The 16,688-nt window shown below is 63.3% G+C and carries 12 protein-coding genes; 7 read left to right on the forward strand and 5 right to left on the reverse strand.

All coding sequences use genetic code 11. The features are described from left to right. Positions 1-67 precede the first annotated feature (67 nt). From XI02_RS29390 to XI02_RS29405, 4 genes are all read left to right on the forward strand, one after another. On the forward strand, positions 68-610 hold the full coding sequence (locus XI02_RS29390) for a histidine phosphatase family protein (RefSeq protein WP_016840839.1): 543 nt from the start codon (positions 68-70) through the stop codon (positions 608-610). Positions 611-766: 156 nt separating this feature from the next. Then, positions 767-1,192 carry a universal stress protein gene (locus XI02_RS29395; RefSeq protein ID WP_016840840.1) on the forward strand — a complete coding sequence of 142 codons (426 nt, stop codon included), beginning with the start codon at positions 767-769 and terminating at the stop codon, positions 1,190-1,192. Positions 1,193-1,519: 327 nt separating this feature from the next. Continuing rightward, positions 1,520-4,768, forward strand: a complete 3,249-nt coding sequence (locus tag XI02_RS29400; protein WP_075968895.1) for an AMP-binding protein — start codon at positions 1,520-1,522, stop codon at positions 4,766-4,768. 197 nt (positions 4,769-4,965) lie between these two features. Continuing rightward, positions 4,966-5,151 (forward strand): hypothetical protein, encoded by a 186-nt coding sequence (locus XI02_RS29405; RefSeq protein WP_144444789.1) that lies wholly within the window; start codon positions 4,966-4,968, stop codon positions 5,149-5,151. Positions 5,152-5,337: 186 nt separating this feature from the next. Here XI02_RS29405 and XI02_RS29410 read toward each other — a convergent pair whose 3' ends face one another. After that, on the reverse strand, positions 5,338-6,246 hold the full coding sequence (locus XI02_RS29410) for a tripartite tricarboxylate transporter substrate binding protein (RefSeq protein WP_038373491.1): 909 nt from the start codon (positions 6,244-6,246) through the stop codon (positions 5,338-5,340). A 263-nt stretch (positions 6,247-6,509) separates the two neighbouring features. Between XI02_RS29410 and XI02_RS29415 the strand changes: the two genes are divergently transcribed. After that, the gene (locus XI02_RS29415; RefSeq protein WP_026193020.1) at positions 6,510-8,270 is read left to right on the forward strand and encodes an adenylate/guanylate cyclase domain-containing protein; all 1,761 of its coding nucleotides are present in this window, start codon (positions 6,510-6,512) and stop codon (positions 8,268-8,270) included. A 247-nt stretch (positions 8,271-8,517) separates the two neighbouring features. Here XI02_RS29415 and XI02_RS29420 read toward each other — a convergent pair whose 3' ends face one another. Further along, a complete protein-coding gene (locus tag XI02_RS29420) occupies positions 8,518-11,058 on the reverse strand; it encodes a bifunctional diguanylate cyclase/phosphodiesterase (protein ID WP_075968894.1) in 2,541 nt (846 codons plus the stop codon). A 294-nt stretch (positions 11,059-11,352) separates the two neighbouring features. Continuing rightward, positions 11,353-11,589, reverse strand: coding sequence for a DUF1127 domain-containing protein (locus XI02_RS29425; protein WP_244981088.1), 237 nt, complete (start codon positions 11,587-11,589; stop codon positions 11,353-11,355). Positions 11,590-11,769: 180 nt separating this feature from the next. Here XI02_RS29425 and XI02_RS29430 point away from each other — a divergent pair, with 180 nt between their 5' ends. Beyond that, a complete protein-coding gene (locus XI02_RS29430; RefSeq protein WP_018272582.1) occupies positions 11,770-13,113 on the forward strand; it encodes a PLP-dependent aminotransferase family protein in 1,344 nt (447 codons plus the stop codon). 18 nt (positions 13,114-13,131) lie between these two features. On the opposite strand, the gene XI02_RS29435 is transcribed toward XI02_RS29430, so the two are convergent. Further along, a complete protein-coding gene (locus XI02_RS29435) occupies positions 13,132-13,746 on the reverse strand; it encodes a hypothetical protein (RefSeq protein ID WP_075968893.1) in 615 nt (204 codons plus the stop codon). Positions 13,747-13,829: 83 nt separating this feature from the next. On the opposite strand from XI02_RS29435, the gene XI02_RS29440 reads away from it, so the two are divergent. Further along, positions 13,830-14,264, forward strand: coding sequence for a hypothetical protein (locus tag XI02_RS29440; RefSeq protein ID WP_016840859.1), 435 nt, complete (start codon positions 13,830-13,832; stop codon positions 14,262-14,264). A 14-nt stretch (positions 14,265-14,278) separates the two neighbouring features. On the opposite strand, the gene XI02_RS29445 is transcribed toward XI02_RS29440, so the two are convergent. After that, complete coding sequence (locus XI02_RS29445; protein WP_016840860.1) at positions 14,279-16,654, reverse strand: EAL domain-containing protein; 2,376 nt, start codon at positions 16,652-16,654, stop codon at positions 14,279-14,281. Positions 16,655-16,688 lie beyond the last annotated feature (34 nt).

The raw sequence follows: 16,688 nt of genomic DNA on the forward strand, positions 1-16,688 counted from the left end.
TTGTCACCTTGTCCAGGGCATGAGCCTGTAGATTAATTCGACCTGACCGAATCGAGAATGGAAGTCCATGCGCCGTTTGCTGCTGCTGCGTCACGCCAAAACCGAACACGACGCGCCTTCGGGGCACGACCAGGACCGCCGCCTCGACGAGCGCGGCCACCGCGATGCGGCCGAGATCGGCGGCTGGATCGCCCGTCATCCGCCCCTGCCCAATCTGGCGCTGGTCTCGCCGGCAGTCCGCACCACGCAGACCTGGGACATCGTCCGCGAGGCGCTGAAGGGCGCCGGACCTGCGCCGAAAGTCGAATTCGTGCCGGAGCTCTACGGCGCCGATCCGGTGCATTTGCTGACCGCGATCCGGATGGCTTCGGTCACCGATCCGAAGCGGCTGATGCTGATCGGCCATAACCCCGGCATGCACGAGCTCGCGTTGACGCTGACCGGCAGCGGCGACGAGGCCGCAAAGCGCGCGCTCCGCGACAATCTGCCGACCTCGGGGCTCGCCGTCTTCGACTTCGCGATCGACGACTGGAACGACGTCTCGTTCCGGCGCGGCAAGCTCGTCCTGTTCGTCAGCCCTAAACTGTTGAAGCAAGCTTCGCGCAGCTGACGCAAGCGGACAGCGCCGCTCCGCCATGCTATATTGACGTCTGCGCGACAGGGGGACCGGTTCGCGTCGATACAGAACGACTTCAAGAACAAGAAGGCGCGCGTCCCGGGCACAGGGACCAAACGGCTCCAGACCAATCGCGGACAGGAGGCGCAGATGTACAAATCCATTCTCGTTCCGATCGACCTCGCCGATACCGATCTGGCGAAGCCGGCGATCGCAACCGCTGCAACATTGTCGCAAACATGGAACGGGACGGTGCGTCTGCTCAACGTGCTGCCGATGACGCCGGTGATGCTCGCCGAATATGTGCCGGCGGATTTCGACAGCCAGCAACGTGAGACGTCGGAAGAAGCGCTCGCCATCGTCGCGCGCGAATCCGGCATCGCGCCCTCCCGCATCTCGGGCGTGGTCCGCCAGGGCGGCATCTATCACGAGATTCTCGAAGAGGCCGCGACCATGAAGGCCGACCTGATCGTGATGACCTCGCACCGCCCGGCGATGCGCACCTACTTCCTCGGCTCCAACGCCGGCCACGTAGTGCGCTACGCCAAATGCTCGGTGCTGGTGGTGCGGCACTAAAGCGGGATGAGTGATGGGGCCGTCGCAGGCGGCGCTGCCAAAATATCGAAAACAACCCCATGCAAAGGAGTCGGCCGCTGCCGGGGTCGACCAGGCAACTTGACACGTCGGGCAACTCAGGGATATTCTTCTAATATTCCGAAATTGCGCATACATCCTCTCCCCACGCTGTCAGAACGGGCAACTTGCCTGAGCGCAGCCGAGGCGCCCGCGGTCGATTGCCCGACGATGCTATCCGCGTATTCTCGCCTTCGATGTGTTTGAGGGTTCTGGGAATTGACTTCACAAGTTCAGTATACGGAGCGACATTGACGAAGAGGGGCGGCGTTGTCGAATATTGTCAAGGAATTGCGGAAAGGTAACGCACGCAAGAGCGCCGGAAGACGCCCCTTTCCGTGCGTTCGAGACCTCCTCGCCGACCATGCGGAAACTGCGCCGGAGCGCTATGCCATTCTGGCCCCGGCGCGCCGCCCGATGACGTATGGCGCGCTATGGACGCAGGCAAATGAAGTGGTTTTCGGGTTGCGGAACGTCGGCGTGCGCCGAACTGACAGGGTCGCGATCGTGTTGCCGGACGGACCAGAGGCTGCAGTAGCGGCGATCACGGTTGCGGCCGGCGCGGTTTGTGTGCCTCTCAATCCGGGGTTCACCTGTGATGAATACCAGCGCTATTTCGACGAATTGCAGCTGGCGGCGCTATTGACGCACGCTGACTTGAATTCGGCCAGCCGACGCGCCGCCCAAATCCAGGGCGTGCCCGTGATCGATGTGTCGATTCGGCCGAACGAGGGAGCCGGCGCGTTCAGTGTTGCCGGTCGGGCACCGCAGCTCCTGTTTGACGACGAGTTTGCATCCAGCGCTGACGACGCGTTCATCCTGATGACATCTGGCAGCACGTCGCGGCCCAAAACGGTCCCTCTGACCCATGCGAGCGTCTGTCTGTCGGCCGACAACGTTGGCGCCGCCTTGGAGCTGGAGGCTCGCGACCGATTGCTAAGCGTACTGCCTCTCTTTCATGGGCATGGCTTGATCTCGGGACTTCTGGCCGCGCTTGCGGCAGGCTCCAGTACGGTCTGTCCGCCTGGCTTCGATGCGACAGCGTTCTTCGGCTGGCTGACGGAGTTCCGACCAACCTGGTACACGGCGGTACCGGCAATCCATCGCGCGCTATTGGCGGCGGCGGATCCCTACAGGCAGGCTGCGCAGCGGTCCTCATTGCGGCTCGTTCGTTCGGCTTCGACGTCCCTGTCGTCGGAAGTGCTCGACGGACTGGAAGCGTTGTTTGGTGTTCCCGTTATCGACACCTACGGCATGACCGAGGCCTCGACCCAGATCGCTGCTAATCCCTTGCAGCGGCCAAAGCGCGGTTCAGTCGGCCGGCCGGCTGGTCCCAAGATCGCGATACTGGACAAGGCAGGCCGTCGCCTGCCATCCGGCAAACGTGGAGAGATCGCGCTGCGAGGTCCCACCATAACCAGGGGGTACGACAATGATGCCGCCGCTACAGCGTCCGCATTTCAGGACGGCTGGTTCCGGACCGGCGACCTCGGATACCTGGACGCCGACCGGTATCTCTTTATCGTCGGTCGCATCAAGGAGATCATCCATAAGGGCGGCCAGAAGGTTGCCCCCGCCGAGGTAGAGGGCGCTTTGCTGAGCCACCCGGCTGTGATCGACGCCGCTGTCTTCCCTGTTCCCCATGAGCGACTAGGCGCGGACGTCGCCGCCGCTATCGTGCTGCGTCAGGACGCAAAGGTGAGCGTACAGAGTCTCCGAGACTTTGCCCGAGGACGCCTGGCCGGGTTCAAGGTCCCTGGCCTCATCGTGATTGTACCGGAGATTCCGAAAGGCCCCGGCGGGAAGATCAAGCGCAATGAACTTGCGGCCGGCTTTTCAAAGATTCGACCAATCCAGGACGACGGCAAAGGAGTTGCGCCCAGCTCGGAGTTGGAGCGTCAATTGGCCGGTATCTGGAAGGACATCCTGGACATCGATCGGATCAGCGTTGATCAGGATGTCTTCGCGCTCGGCGTGGATTCACTTGCCATGACCCAGTTGATTTTGCGTGTGGAAGAGTGCTTCGGCATCATGCTGTCGTTCGAGGATATCTTCGATTCGTCGACCGTTGCGGCGCTTGCGCTTCGCCTTGAATCATCAAAAGAAGGCTCGTTGGCGCGCCCGCACGATCCGCCATCGCAGATCTCGCGCGCCGATGCAGACGGCGCACAGTCAATCTCCATCGTGCAGGAGCGCATGCTACGCATCGAGCGAAAATTACCCGGGTTGCCCCAGTTCAACCTGCCGTTCGCTTATCGATTGCAGGGCCGACTAAGCATTCCCGTGCTCGAGCAGAGCCTTGCCGAGGTCGTGCGTCGGCACGACATGCTGCGCACGGTGTTTATCTGGCAGGGTGATGTCCCTCTCGCTCGCGTCGTGCCGGACGTCGATGTCAGATCGATCCTGGCTGTGAAGGATTATGCAGATCCGGCGCATACCGGAGATACCCGCGCCAAGGAACTTCTGCTGGTAAAGGCGAAGTTGGAAGCCGAACGGAGCTCCCTGGCGCCGATCGACATGAACAATGCGCCACTGTTCCGGGCCTATGTCTTCCGGCTCGATGCCAGGGACCATGTTTTGCTTCTGGTCATGCACGACATCATCATCGATGGCTGGTCGATGGCAATCTTCATGGAAGAGCTTCTGAAGATTTATGCCGCTGCGATTTCCGGTGCGAAGGTGCAACTGCCCGAACCGTCGGTTCAGTTTTCCGATTTCGCTCGCTGGCAGCGTTTGTGGTCCAGCACCGAGGAAGCAAACAGGCAGTTCGCTTACTGGAAGCGGTGCCTCGACAAAGCCTCACCTCCATTTGCAGCCCCGAAAAGCAGCGTTGGAGGCGAATTGATTTCGTGCACTCTCCAGGAATCATTTCAAATATCCAACAATCTCGTGACGCAGCTCAGCGCCATGAGCCGTGACCGGGGCGCAACTCTGTTCATGAGTTTACTCGCCGGTTTCAAGACCCTGCTGTTGCTCCGGAGCGAACGCAACGACATTTGTGTCGCGACTTTGATGGCCAATCGACCTCAACTCAGGACGGAACGCGTGATCGGTCCGTTCGCGAACACAACGATCATCCGTACCCAACTTGATGCTGACCTGACATTTGGCGAAGCGCTCAATCGCGTGCGCAAGGCCGTCCTGGAGGCTTACGCCAGACAAGAACTTCCATTCGACATCATTGCCGGCCGACTGGCAGAAGAGACCGGCTTGTGCCCGGCATCACTCGTTCAAGTTTATTTCGTTCTCCAAGTTGCGTTCCGCCGAGCGCTCCGGCTGCCCGATCTGACGGTTCGTCCGTTCGGCTACCAGGAGGAACGGTCTGCCATGCCGATCGATCGCGCTTGGCTTTCGATGACCCTTAAGGACACCCCGTCGGGAATGACCGGCATATGCGGGCGCAAGGACGACTTGTTCGAGCCAAACACCGTCCAGAATTGGATTGCCGATTACACGGCAATCCTGGCCAATGCGGCCGCAAACCCCAATGAGCAGCTTGGCCGATTGATTGATCCTTGAAACGATCAGGTCAGTCGCACCAAGCCGGTGCCAAAAGTGCATCGCTTTGTGCCGGTGTCATGCCGCGCGCAAGCTCGCCAAAATTCGTCGGAGCCGAGTATCATCCCGCTTGATTATCCACTAGAAATTGTCGACAATTCAGGGGTGCATTGGACGAGGGATTAATCAAATCTAGTTTTGCCACTTTGGAGGCGGCGATGTGTAGATTTGCAGTGGATCTCATTGACTTTGAGGAATTGACCGCGGCGCAAAGGAAAGCACTGCTGAAGGACCTACAGAAGCGCAGGGATGCTCTGCAAGCGCAGCTGAAGGGCGTCAATGAATCGCTGAAGGGCGTCAATCAAGCGCTCAAAACGGTCCAGAAAGTATCAAAGCGCCGTTAGCGCCCGGGCCGTCAACGCCCGACAAGGCTGCAGTCTGCCCTCCGCGCTTCATCCGTACAGGGGCTCCGCCGAATGCGGAAAAGACAGCGGAGGGCCTAACCAAAGCGCACGCAAAATCGACGCTGCTCCGGACGGCAGGGTGTGAAGCCCCCGGTCACGTCATGGCCGGCCACCGTCGCGGCCGTCTCAGGGTTGAATTCCGAGCACCTTAAGCATCGGCGTCCACTGGGTGTAATCTTTCTCATGCATCGCTCGTGCCTCTGCACTGGATCGCCATACTTGCTTAAATCCGACATTCTGCAGTTTCTCCTGAGAACGTTGCGATGCTTGCCGAAAAATCTCGGAGAGTCGGGAGACTTCCTCCGCTGATGTTCCCGGCGGAGCGAAGATGCCGACCCATCCTTCTGTCTCAATCCCGCGGCCGGTTTGTGCAAGAATGTGAAGCGAATCTTGAAACGGGAGAAAGTCCGGAAAAGGAACAATCGCAGCCGCGACATGCCCCCCAAGGACACTGAGGATCGCTGGCGCCGACCCCTGATAGGGTACGTGCACCATCGGCACTCCGTAATCGCTGAAAAGCTTTGTACCTATGAGATGGGGAATGCTCCCGGCGCCTGCGGTGGCCACGGTGCGATATTTCTCCTCGCGCGAGGCCTCCTGCATGTATTCAGCAAGATGCGCGGCAGCGTCTTTTCTCGTGACTGCAACGTATGAGAAGGTCGCCAAAACTCCGACGGGCACGAGCTCGCTTTGAGGAGACGTTCTGAGCGACGACGTGGAGGACATGAACAAGAGTGTCTGGGTCCCCTTTTGCCGAAGTACCCAATCCGCCGCTATTGCTCCTCCCGCGCCAGGTCGATTTTCCACGATCGTCGACGTTCGCGCGATCTGCTCTGCTGCTTCAGCAACGATTCTGGCTGCGGTTGAAGAGGTTCCTCCTGCCGCAAATCCCACAACCAATGTAATCTGTCCATCATTCGGAAGTGCGGGACTGGAGAGCATGACAAGCGCGGCGAGAAGAAGCGGCGTGAATCTCGTCATTCGCTGATTCCCTTTTTCGACGAGGATCGCGATTTTCAAGGACAGCTGGACCACGTTCCCTTCGAGGGCGCAACCTCCGAAAGAACGTCATCTGACCGGCTTGGCTCTCCGGCGCGCTGCGGGCGCGCCCATCCGTCCGTACCTCGCACGCGGTTCGCCATCGAAGCGGGCAGAATTCGATACCGGGGTCGATCTCGCCAAGCTCGCACGCGGGCTGGCACTAACTGAACAACACCGGTGTTCGGAGCCCGATAGACACCTCCTGCTTCTGACAATAGTCTTTGACTAAAGATCGGATCGGATCAGGGCGAGCTTTTATGGCCGCAGACCGTGTGGAACGGCGACTGAGTGCTATTTTCGTGGCCGATGTGGCTGGCTACAGCCGCCTAATGGGTGCTGATGAGGAGGGTACGCACGCCCGGCTGAACGAACATCTGTCCGCGCTCCTCCATCCCGAGATCGAAAAGCACGGCGGGCGGCTCATCAGGAGCGCCGGCGACGGAATCTTGGTGGAGTTTGCCAGCGTGGTCGGCGCGATGCGATGCGCCGTTGCGATACAGCGCGGCATGATCACCCGAAACACCGATGTCCGAATTGAAAAGCGGATCGAGTTCCGCATTGGCATCAATGCCGGCGACATCATCATAGAAGGCGGCGATATCTTTGGGGACGGGGTAAATGTTGCGGCTCGGCTCGAGGCGCTTTGTGAGCCGGGCGACATCTGTGTATCGCAACGCGTACGAGAAGATACGCAGGATAAGCTTGACGTCGAATTCGAAGATAGTGGCGAGCATCAACTGAAGAACATTGCACGGCCGGTGCGGGTCTATCGCGTGTCGTTCGGCAACGCTCCGGCGCGACCGGCGCTTGCGCTTCCCGACAAGCCATCGGTCGCCGTCCTGGCTTTTGAGAACATGAGTCGCGACCCGGAGCAGGAGTACTTTGCGGATGGAATTTCGGAAGACATCATCACCGAGTTGTCCCGCTTCTCGGACTTGTTCGTGATCGCACGCAATTCGAGTTTTCGATACAAGGGCAGAGCGGTTGATTTGCGTCAGGTGGGTCGAGAACTCGGCGTGCGCTATGTTTTGGAGGGTAGCGTTCGTCGGGGCAATGACCGAGTTCGGATCACGGCGCAGCTGATTGATGCTGCAAATGGCGTCCACCGCTGGGCCGAGCGCTATGACCAGAAGTTGAAGGATGTGTTTGCGATCCAGGACGACGTGGCGCGGACGATCGCCGCAATTCTGGTCGCGCATGTGAACATGGCGGAAGCTGAACGCACCTTGCTCAAGCCGCCCAAGACTTGGCAGGCCTACGATCACTACATGCGCGCAAGTGCGGCGTGGATAGCGTTCCAGTCCTCGTGGCAAATGGCGGAATTATTGAGGACACGAGGGCACCTCGCGGATTCGCTGGCCATCGATCCGAAATATGCCCGTTGCTATACAATGCTGGCCAGCACTCACCGGGTGGCTTGGCTCAATCCGCTGAATGATGAATATTTGAGCCCGACTATCCTTGACCTGGCCATCAAACTGGCGCGCACGGCAATTGCCCACAATCCGAGCCTGCCCGAAGCCTATGCCGAGTTGGGCTATAACATCATCCGGAAGCGTGACTTCGACGCAGCGACTGGCGCCGCCGAAAGAGCGCTGGCGCTTAACCCCAATTTCGCGGATTACCGCCTCGCGCAAATATTTTACTCGGTGGGAGAGCCGACCAGAGCTATTGCCATCGCCAAGTTGCAAATGCGCCTTGATCCATTCCATCCGCATTTTGCGCCGTTGATGGTCGGCGTAGCTCACTACCACCTCAAAGAATACCACGATGCCCAACATTGGTTGACCGAAGCCATTAGCCGCGCGCCCAATCACCAGTATGGCCACGCCTTCCTGGCTGCGACGTACGCTCAGCTGGGACGAATGGAAGATGCTCGTGCAGAGGCAAACGAGGTTCTACGCTTAAATCCAAGATACAGCATCAGCGGCACCCAGCAGCAGGTATCCATTCTCAAACGCGCCGAAGATTTGGAGCACCTGGTCGACGGGCTGCGAAAGGCCGGCCTTCCAGCATAGTCTCGGCGAATGCGCGGGGGCAGGACAGCAACCCGCCGTGCTGCACGGTGGTGCTCGGCCGAAGTCCGCTGTTGGCCCTTCTCCAACCTCCGGCGAGGTCCGCCTTCTCGCCGCTGTCAGGTGAGAGCGGGCGTCAAGCGCCCCTCGCCCAACGCCGGTGTGTGAGTACACGGCCTGGCGAATTGGTGAGCTGCCACCATCGAGGCAAAGCCACGCACAAGAAGAATGCTGCCAAAGCGGTGCTTGCCTAGAGGCGATTCCGTTTCGGCTGGATCCGGCGCGCCTCGCGCTCGATGCTGGCAGCAACCAGCGGCGCCTTGTCGGCGGCGACCGGCGGGGAAAACACGAAGCCCTGCACCAGGTCGCAATCAAGGCTGCCGAGCACGTCCAGTTCGGCGGACAATTCGGCGCCCTCCGCCACGACCGTCATGCCGAGCCCGTGCGACAGGGCGATGATGCCGCCGAGCAGCTTGCGCTTCTCCGGCGCGGTGGAAATGCCATCGACGAAAGCCCGGTCCACTTTCAGACAGTCGAACGGCAGGCGCGTCAGATAGCCGAGCGAGGAATAGCCCGAGCCAAAATCGTCCAGCGCCAGCCGGGCGCCCAAGCCGGACAGCGCCGTCAGGGTACGACTGATCCGTTGCTCGGTATGATCCACGAACAGGTTTTCGGTCAGCTCCAGGCAGAGCAGCTCCGCCGGAAAGCCGGTCTCCGCCAGGATGGCCGAGACCGCGGTCTCGAAATCCACGCTCCAGATCTGCGCCGGCGAGACATTGACCGAGATGGAGCGCGGCGGCAGCCCGGCGTCCAGCCAGGCGCGGCCCTGCCGGCAGGCCTCGCGCAGCACCCACAGGCCGAGGTCGACGATGAGTCCGGAGCTTTCGGCGATCGGGATGAACTCCGCCGGCGAGATCGGCCCGCGTTCGGGATGGCTCCAGCGCAGCAGCGCCTCGAAACCGGTGACGCGGCCGGTCTTCAGATCCACCTGCGGCTGGTAATGGGCCTCGAGGGCGCCGGCCTCCACGGCGTGGCGCAGATGGCGGCCGAGATCGAGCCTTTCATCGACCGCCTGCGCATAGACCGGCTCGAACAGTTGCGCCCGCCCTCGCCCGGCCTCCTTGGCCATGTAGAGCGCGAGGTCCGCGTTGCGCACGGCGGTCTCCGCCGTCGCGCCGTGCTCCGGCAGGCGGGCGATGCCGATGGTGGCGCCGACCGAGGCCTCGCCCTCGGCGAGATCGACGGGGCCGGACAGTTTGCCGATGATCCGATCGGCAAGCCCGGTCAGCGCGGCGTCGGACGTGTCGCATCCATCCGCCAGCACGGCGAATTCGTCGCCGCCGAGCCGGGCGATGAAGGCGCGCGGCCCCAGGTCCTGCCGCAACGCAGCCGCCACCTTGATCAGCAATTCGTCACCGGCGGCATGGCCGAGGGAATCATTGACCTCCTTGAAGCGATCGAGGTCGATGAGCAGCAGCGCACCAGTCCGGCCTCCCTGGGAGCAGCCTTCGGTCAGGGCGGCGAGCTGGCGCGTGAACAGCGCGCGATTGGCAAGGCCGGTCAACGGATCGCTGTAGGCGAGCTGCTCGAGCTGGCGCTCGGCTTCCTTGCGCTCGGTGACGTCCTGCACGGTGCCGATGATGCCGACGACCTTGTCGTGGGCAACCTCCGCCTTGCAGATCACAGCCAGATCGCGGGGCATGCCGTCCGCGTGCAGGATGCGCAGGTCGGTAGCCTCGGTCCGGCGGGTGCGCAGCACCCGTTTCTGCACGTCCCGGAAGCGGTCGGCGTCGCCGTCCAGGAAATAGGGCCTCATGTTCTCATCGGTCGGCTCGAACGTGTCGGGCAAGCCGAGAAGCTGGTAGAGCTCGGGCGCCCAGATCGTGCGGCCGCTGTCCAGCCGGTGGCTCCAGGTGCCGATCTTGCCGAGGCGGTGAGCCTCCTCCAGCGCCCGCGTGCGCTGGTCGAGCAGCGCCTTGGCCGCCCTGAGCTGAGTGATGTCGCTGGACGTGCCGCGGTAGCCGAGAAAGCTGCCGTCATCGGCGAAGATCGGCTTGCCGCTGGTGCAGATACTGACGCGCGAGCCGTCCTTGCCGATCAGCGTATAGGTGAAGTCGCGAAAAGGGCGATGGGCCTCCATATCGGCGCGGTGCCGCGCCATCGCCTCCCCATCCTCGGGCGCATAGGTCAGTTCCCAGCGCGCCTTCCTGCCAGCGGCCACTGTCTGGAACGCCGCATTGCCGGCAAGCGATTTGGGATAGGGCAGCAGCCGATGCTCGGCGTCGCTTTCCCAGCACCAGTCCGAGGCGGTAGAGACAAAATCGGCCAGCCGTTGCTCGCTCTCCGCCAGGCGCCGCAGCGCGGTGGTCTCCTCCGTGACGTCGCGGACGATGCCGGACACGCGTCGAACCTGACCGCGCGCGTCGAATTCCGGCTCGCCATGCACGACGCAGTCGAGCACACTGCCATCGGGACCGCGGAGTCTCGTGCGCACCGCATAGGGCCGCCCCTCCGCCCAGCAGGCCGCGTAATGCGCCTCCAGAAGCTTCCGGCTTTCAGGCAAATAGCGCTCGCGCACCGTGGCGATGGGAATGTAGCCGTCGGCGGTCTCGAATTCGTAGAATGCAGCGAGCTCGGGCGATATCCAGAGATCGGTCGCGGCGGCGCTCTGCGACTCCCAGTAGCCCATGCGGGCCAACCTGATCGCACAGCGCAGCGATCGCTCCTCATGCCAGCGGCGACGCGCTTCCCGGGTCGGGACCTGCCCTTGCGACAATTTGCGAGCGGCCATCGGTCCCCAACTCAACGCGAGCGTACGCAGCTAACAGGCTAGCATATGGCCTCACAACCTTGGAGCAACGGCGGTGACGCGATGGGGTTCTTCCGCTTCTTTGGTGTAGTTTCGGTGAATTCTGCAACCGGCAGTCGGCGCCCGGCGCTAAAGCGCGATGCGATTGGGTTGAATCGTCATCGCGCCTTAACTCTTTGTTTGAGCATGATCTCCGCGCAAACGCGTCCCGCGTTTGTCGCGAGGGAAAACCGCTTCGCACTTTGCCGGATCATGCTTTAGCGCAGCACCGGCGTCTTAACGGATCCGCACCAGCTCCAGGTCGAAGTCGCCGGTGACGGCGGTCTCGATCTGGCAGCGCGAGAGTCCGATATCGCGCAACGCCCGGTCATCGAGCTGGCGCAGCGTCTTGATCGCCTCGCGGCGCACCCAATAGGTCGCGATTGTATCGCCCCACACTCGGAGCAATCGGAGCAACCCGCCCAACATGCTGGGCCGCGCGGGCGCTGCGGCGGCTGAGGATATCGCTGACATTGTCATCTCCTTCGCTGCCCATATACAAAGCTACGCCGTTGACGCAAATGCTGTTTCAGCGCCTGCGCCGTCGGAACCTCGGATTGCTTGCGCGCTCCTCGGTGCAATCATGGGCTTGTTCCCTCTTAAATGATCCGGTACATTACTCGGAGCAAGTAAAACATTGCTCTCGGTGCAATAATGTCGAGGTTCGAATATCTGAAGCTGGCGGATGCGGTGGCCGCCGAGATCGCCAGCGGCGCGCTCAAGGCGGGCGACCGGCTGCCGCCGCAGCGTCATTTCGCCTATGACCGCAACATCGCCGTCTCGACGGCGAGCCGGGTCTACACCGAGCTGTTGCGGCGCGGGCTGGTGGTCGGTGAAGTCGGCCGCGGCACCTTCGTCTCCGGCGAGGCGCGCCGCGGCATCGCGGCCCCGACCGAGCCGCGCGGCGCCCGCATCGACCTCGAGTTCAACTATCCGCTGCTGCCGCACCAGGCGACGATGATCGCCAAGAGCCTCGAAGGGCTGGAGCGGCCCGAGGTGCTCGAGGGCGCGCTGCGGCCGGCGACCAGTTTTGGCACGCGGGCGGCCCGAACCATCTCCTCGGAATTTCTGGCGCGCAAGACCTGGACGCCAAATCCCGACCAGATCGTGTTCACCGCCAATGGCCGGCAATGCATCGCCGCCGCGCTCGCCGCCGTCGTGCCGGCCGGCGGACGCTGCGGCGTCGAGGCGCTGACCTACCCGTTCGTCAAGGGCATCGCCGCGCGGCTCGGCATCTCGCTGGTGCCGCTCGCGATGGACGAACACGGCGTGCGACCGGATGCGGTGCAGAAAGCGCATCGCGAGGCGCATCTGTCCGCGATCTACGTCCAGCCCACGATCCAGAACCCGCTCAGCATCACCATGCCGCCCGAGCGTCGCGCCGAGCTGCTGCGGGTGGTGGAGAAGCTCGGCCTCGTCGTCATCGAGGACGGCGTCTACGGATTCCTCGACGACGAGGCGCCGCTCGCCGCGCTGGCGCCCGACAGCTGCATCGTGCTCGACAGCCTGTCGAAGAAGGTCGCGCCGGGCCTCGCGCTCGGCTTCATCGTGTCGCCGCCGCGGCTGCGCGAGAGCATCATGGCCGCGGTGCGCTCGGGCGGCTGGACCGCGTCGGGCTACGCCTTCGCCGCGGGGCAGCGGCTGATGGCCGACGGCACCGCCGCCGAATTGTCACGGCTGAAGCGGATCGATGCCGGCCGCCGCCAGCTTCTGGCGGCGAAGCATCTGGCCGATTTCGAAATCCAGACCAACCCGAAGTCGTATCATCTGTGGCTGACCTTGCCGCCGCACTGGCGCTCGCAGACCCTGGTCGCGGCCGCGGCGCGCCGCGACATCGCGCTGACGCCGTCGACCACCTTCGCCGCCACGCCGGGGCACGCGCCCAATGCGGTGCGGCTCGCACTGGCTGCACCGCCGATGGAGCAGCTCGACCTCGGCCTGCGGACTCTCGCAGGCATGTTGAGCGCGACCGAAGAGGATTTTGACTCGACGGAGTGAATGCGACGCCGTCGCACGTCATCGGGCTTGATTGCGAACCGCCTTCGGCAGCAGCGCATCGGGCAATTGATCGAAGCTGTAGCGCCGCGGCCGGTTGCGCGTGACGAAGCCGCCGACCTGCCAGGTGAACAGCGCCGCAAAGCCGACCAGGAACAGCGCGCCCATCCAGTTCGAGGTCAGCAGCGCCATCAGCAGCAATCCGATCATTGCCACCGCAAGGCAGGCCAGCAGCGCCAGCGCGGCGGTGTACGTCTTCGGTCCGAGGCCTCCGACCAGCCTGGCGTTGCTGCCCGCCGCCTGCATCCGGCGATGCAGTTCGACGATGAAGTCGCGGTAGAGATGGCCCTGCGGCGCGACCAGCGTCGCGGTCTGCCAGGAGGTCGAGAGGATCGCGATCCGCCCGCCCCTGGCGTTGTCGATGTCGGCGCGAAACCGCTGCTGCTGCATCGAGACCGGGCGATAGGACAGTTTCACGGCGGAGATGTCGGCATAGTCCCACACGCCCGACCGGCCGGCGATCCGCCACGACAGCCCCTCCTCGGTCAGCTCGAACTGGTGCGCCGAGCCGATCAAGGAGGCCTTGTAGGCGTAGCGCACCGCCGTGCCCTCAGCTGCCTCCGACCGGTCCTGCAACGTTGTTGGCAATTCGCCGTTCCACCCGTTCAAACGTACGCGCAAGCTTGCGCAGCCTGTCGCGCCTATCCTACAAGCGAGCCATGCCCGAGACGACCTATTTTCCGCGTTATCTCATCCTCGGCGGCGCGATGATATCCGGCGTGCTGCTGGCGCTTGCCGTGCACATGCTCGGCGCGCGCTACGGGCTCGATCTCGGCGGCCTGTGGCGCTCCGATAGCCACGAGTTCATGCCGGCGGGCGCGGCGATTGCGTGGTGGCTGATCGCGACCGTCGGATTTTCGGGCGGCTACTTCACCGCCAATCTGATGCACAGCGCGGTGGCCGGCCAGATCCCGCAACGGATGCGTAACTTCCTGATCGTCGTCGGCGTGCTGATGCTGGCCGGCGCAGGCCAGGCCGCGTCGGCGCCGAGCACGGTCTCGACCATTTCCGCCGTGCTCGCAGGCCTTGCCGCCCTGTGCCTCGGCGCGGTGATGGCGTTCTGCGGCGCCTATTTTGCCCTGCGCAAGAGCTGAGCTAGCCTTCCAACTCAGGCGACCGACCGTTCCGGCGCCCTGCGCAACATCTTGGCGACGTCGGCTGCCGGCCGCGGCGGGCTGAACAGATAGCCCTGCGCCTGCGTGCAGCCCTCCTGACGCAGCAGGTCGAACTGGGTATCGGTCTCGACCCCTTCGGCGGTCGTGACGATGCCGAGGCTCTTGCCGAGACCGGTGACCGCGCGCACGATCGCCATCGAGTCCTCGCGCGTCGCAAGGTCGGTGACGAAGGAACGGTCGATCTTGATCTTGTCGAACGGGAAGCTGCGCAGATAGCTCAGCGAGGAATAGCCGGTGCCGAAATCGTCCAGCGAGATGCGGACGCCGAAGCCGCGCAGCTCGTGCAGCACCGCGAGCGTCGCCTCGCTGTTCTGCAGCAGCACCGATTCGGTGATCTCGAGCTCGAGCCGGTCCGGCGACAGGCCGGATGCTTGCAGCGCCGCCTTCACCGACGACACCAGGTTCGGGTTCTTGAACTGCACCGGCGAGAGATTGACGGCAACCGCGACGGCCTCGGGCCAGCCCGCGGCATCCGCGCAGGCCTTGCGCAACACGATCTCGCCAAGCGGAACGATCAGCCCGGTTTCCTCGGCGACAGGAATGAAATTGTTCGGCGCGATCAGGCCACGCAGCGAATGGTTCCAGCGCGCCAGCGCCTCGAAGGCGACGACCTGACCGCCCGCGACGTCACGGATCGGCTGATAGTAGACCTCGAACTCGTCATGCTCGAGCGCGAGCCGCAGGTCGCGCTCCAGCAGGCGGCGCGCCTGCGCACGCGCATCCATCCCGGTCTCGAAGAACCGATAGGTGCCGCGGCCGTCGGCCTTGGCGCGGTACAGCGCAAGATCGGCCTTTTGCAGCAATTCGTCGGGATCCTTGCCGTCCTCGGGCGCGAGCGAGATGCCGATGCTGACGCCGATCACGAGCTGATGGCCGCCGATCTCGTAGGGCGCGGCGATCCGCTCGACCACGAGACTTGCCAGCGACGACACGACGGACGGCTCGCAATTGCTGCAGAACTGCACGATGGCGAATTCGTCGCCGCCAAGCCGCGCCACGGTATCGTGCTCGGTCACGCATTCGCCGAGCCGGCGCGCGACTTCGCGCAGCAGCGCATCGCCGATCGGATGTCCGAGCGTGTCGTTGATTTCCTTGAAATGATCGAGATCGAGACAGAGCACGGCCAGCTGGTCGGAACGCTTGGCCAGTCTCGAGGCCTTTTCGAGCTGCTCGCGGAACAGCGTCCGGTTCGGCAAATTGGTCAGCGCGTCATGCCGCGCCATGTGCGAAATCTGTTCCTGGGCCTGCTGCCATTCGGTGATGTCCTCGAAGGTCGCGACCCAGCCGCCGCCCTTCATCGGCTGGTCGACGACACGGATCGCGCGCTCGTTGCGGCTGACGATCCGCGTTGCGCTGTGGCCGGCCTTTGCCTCGGCGACGAGAGCATTGCAGAACTCCTCGGGATCGCCGTCCCACTCGCCGATGGAATGCAGGTCCTGCAGGACGTCGATCAGCAGGCGTCCCTGCAGCGGCATGCGACTGCGCCCCATCATCTCGCTGTAGCGCTCGTTGAACAGCATGATGCGGCCGTCGGCATCGAACATGCACAGCCCCTGCGACATGTTCTCGAGCGCGGTATCGAGCACCACCTTCTGCTTGTGAAGCTCGGTCTTGGCGCGACGGTCGAGGATCGAGGCGATCAGCGAGAGGCCGAGGATCGCGAAAACCGCAACGGCGGTCATGAATGAGAGCACGCGCGGCGAGACCGTAAGTCCGCCGGAAACGATCGTCGGATCCGGGACGAGCGTCACCGCGCCCATCGCGGTGAAATGATGCGAGACGATCGCGACGGTCAGAAGACCGGTCGCGGCGGCGACGGTGCCGAAACGTTCGCCACGGGTGGCAACGACGAGCGCGAGCGCGCCGAACAGGCTTCCGAACGCGATCGACGAGGCCACGATGCCGGGCGACCAGACGATGCGCGCGGGCAGTTCCAGCCCGAGCATGCCGGTGTAATGCATCGCCGCGACACCGGCACCGACGATCGCACCACCGGCCGCAACCGTCCGCCAGCGTTCGTCGAGCGTGGCGACGGCCAATCCGACGGCCAGGATCGCAACCGCGAGCACCAGCGACAGCAGCGTGATGGGAATGTTGTACCCGGCCTCGATGCCGGGATCGTACGCCAGCATGGCGACGAAATGGGTGGCCCAGATACCGCAACCGCCGACCGCCGCATCGAGGCCGATCCAGATCTCGCGGGCACGCCCCTGTGCGGCGCGGGCGCGGTGAAACAGGCTGATCGCGACGGCGCTGGCGAGCAGGCAGATCACCGCGCCAAGGACGACCAGTCGCCAGTCATGTTCCAAGTGAGACAGGTCAGAACGCGATACATATAGGCCC

Source organism: Bradyrhizobium sp. CCBAU 21365, assembly GCF_015291305.1.
Classification (GTDB): domain Bacteria; phylum Pseudomonadota; class Alphaproteobacteria; order Rhizobiales; family Xanthobacteraceae; genus Bradyrhizobium; species Bradyrhizobium elkanii.

Excerpts from the sequence above, each read along its gene's own strand:
- XI02_RS29390 (WP_016840839.1), top strand. The coding sequence starts at position 68 with ATGCGCCGTTTGCTGCTGCTGCGTCACGCCAAAACCGAACACGACGCG.
- XI02_RS29395 (WP_016840840.1), top strand. The coding sequence starts at position 767 with ATGTACAAATCCATTCTCGTTCCGATCGACCTCGCCGATACCGATCTG.
- XI02_RS29405 (WP_144444789.1), top strand. The coding sequence starts at position 4,966 with ATGTGTAGATTTGCAGTGGATCTCATTGACTTTGAGGAATTGACCGCG.
- XI02_RS29415 (WP_026193020.1), top strand. The coding sequence starts at position 6,510 with ATGGCCGCAGACCGTGTGGAACGGCGACTGAGTGCTATTTTCGTGGCC.
- XI02_RS29420 (WP_075968894.1), bottom strand. The coding sequence starts at position 11,058 with ATGGCCGCTCGCAAATTGTCGCAAGGGCAGGTCCCGACCCGGGAAGCG.
- XI02_RS29425 (WP_244981088.1), bottom strand. The coding sequence starts at position 11,589 with ATGTCAGCGATATCCTCAGCCGCCGCAGCGCCCGCGCGGCCCAGCATG.
- XI02_RS29430 (WP_018272582.1), top strand. The coding sequence starts at position 11,770 with ATGTCGAGGTTCGAATATCTGAAGCTGGCGGATGCGGTGGCCGCCGAG.
- XI02_RS29440 (WP_016840859.1), top strand. The coding sequence starts at position 13,830 with ATGCCCGAGACGACCTATTTTCCGCGTTATCTCATCCTCGGCGGCGCG.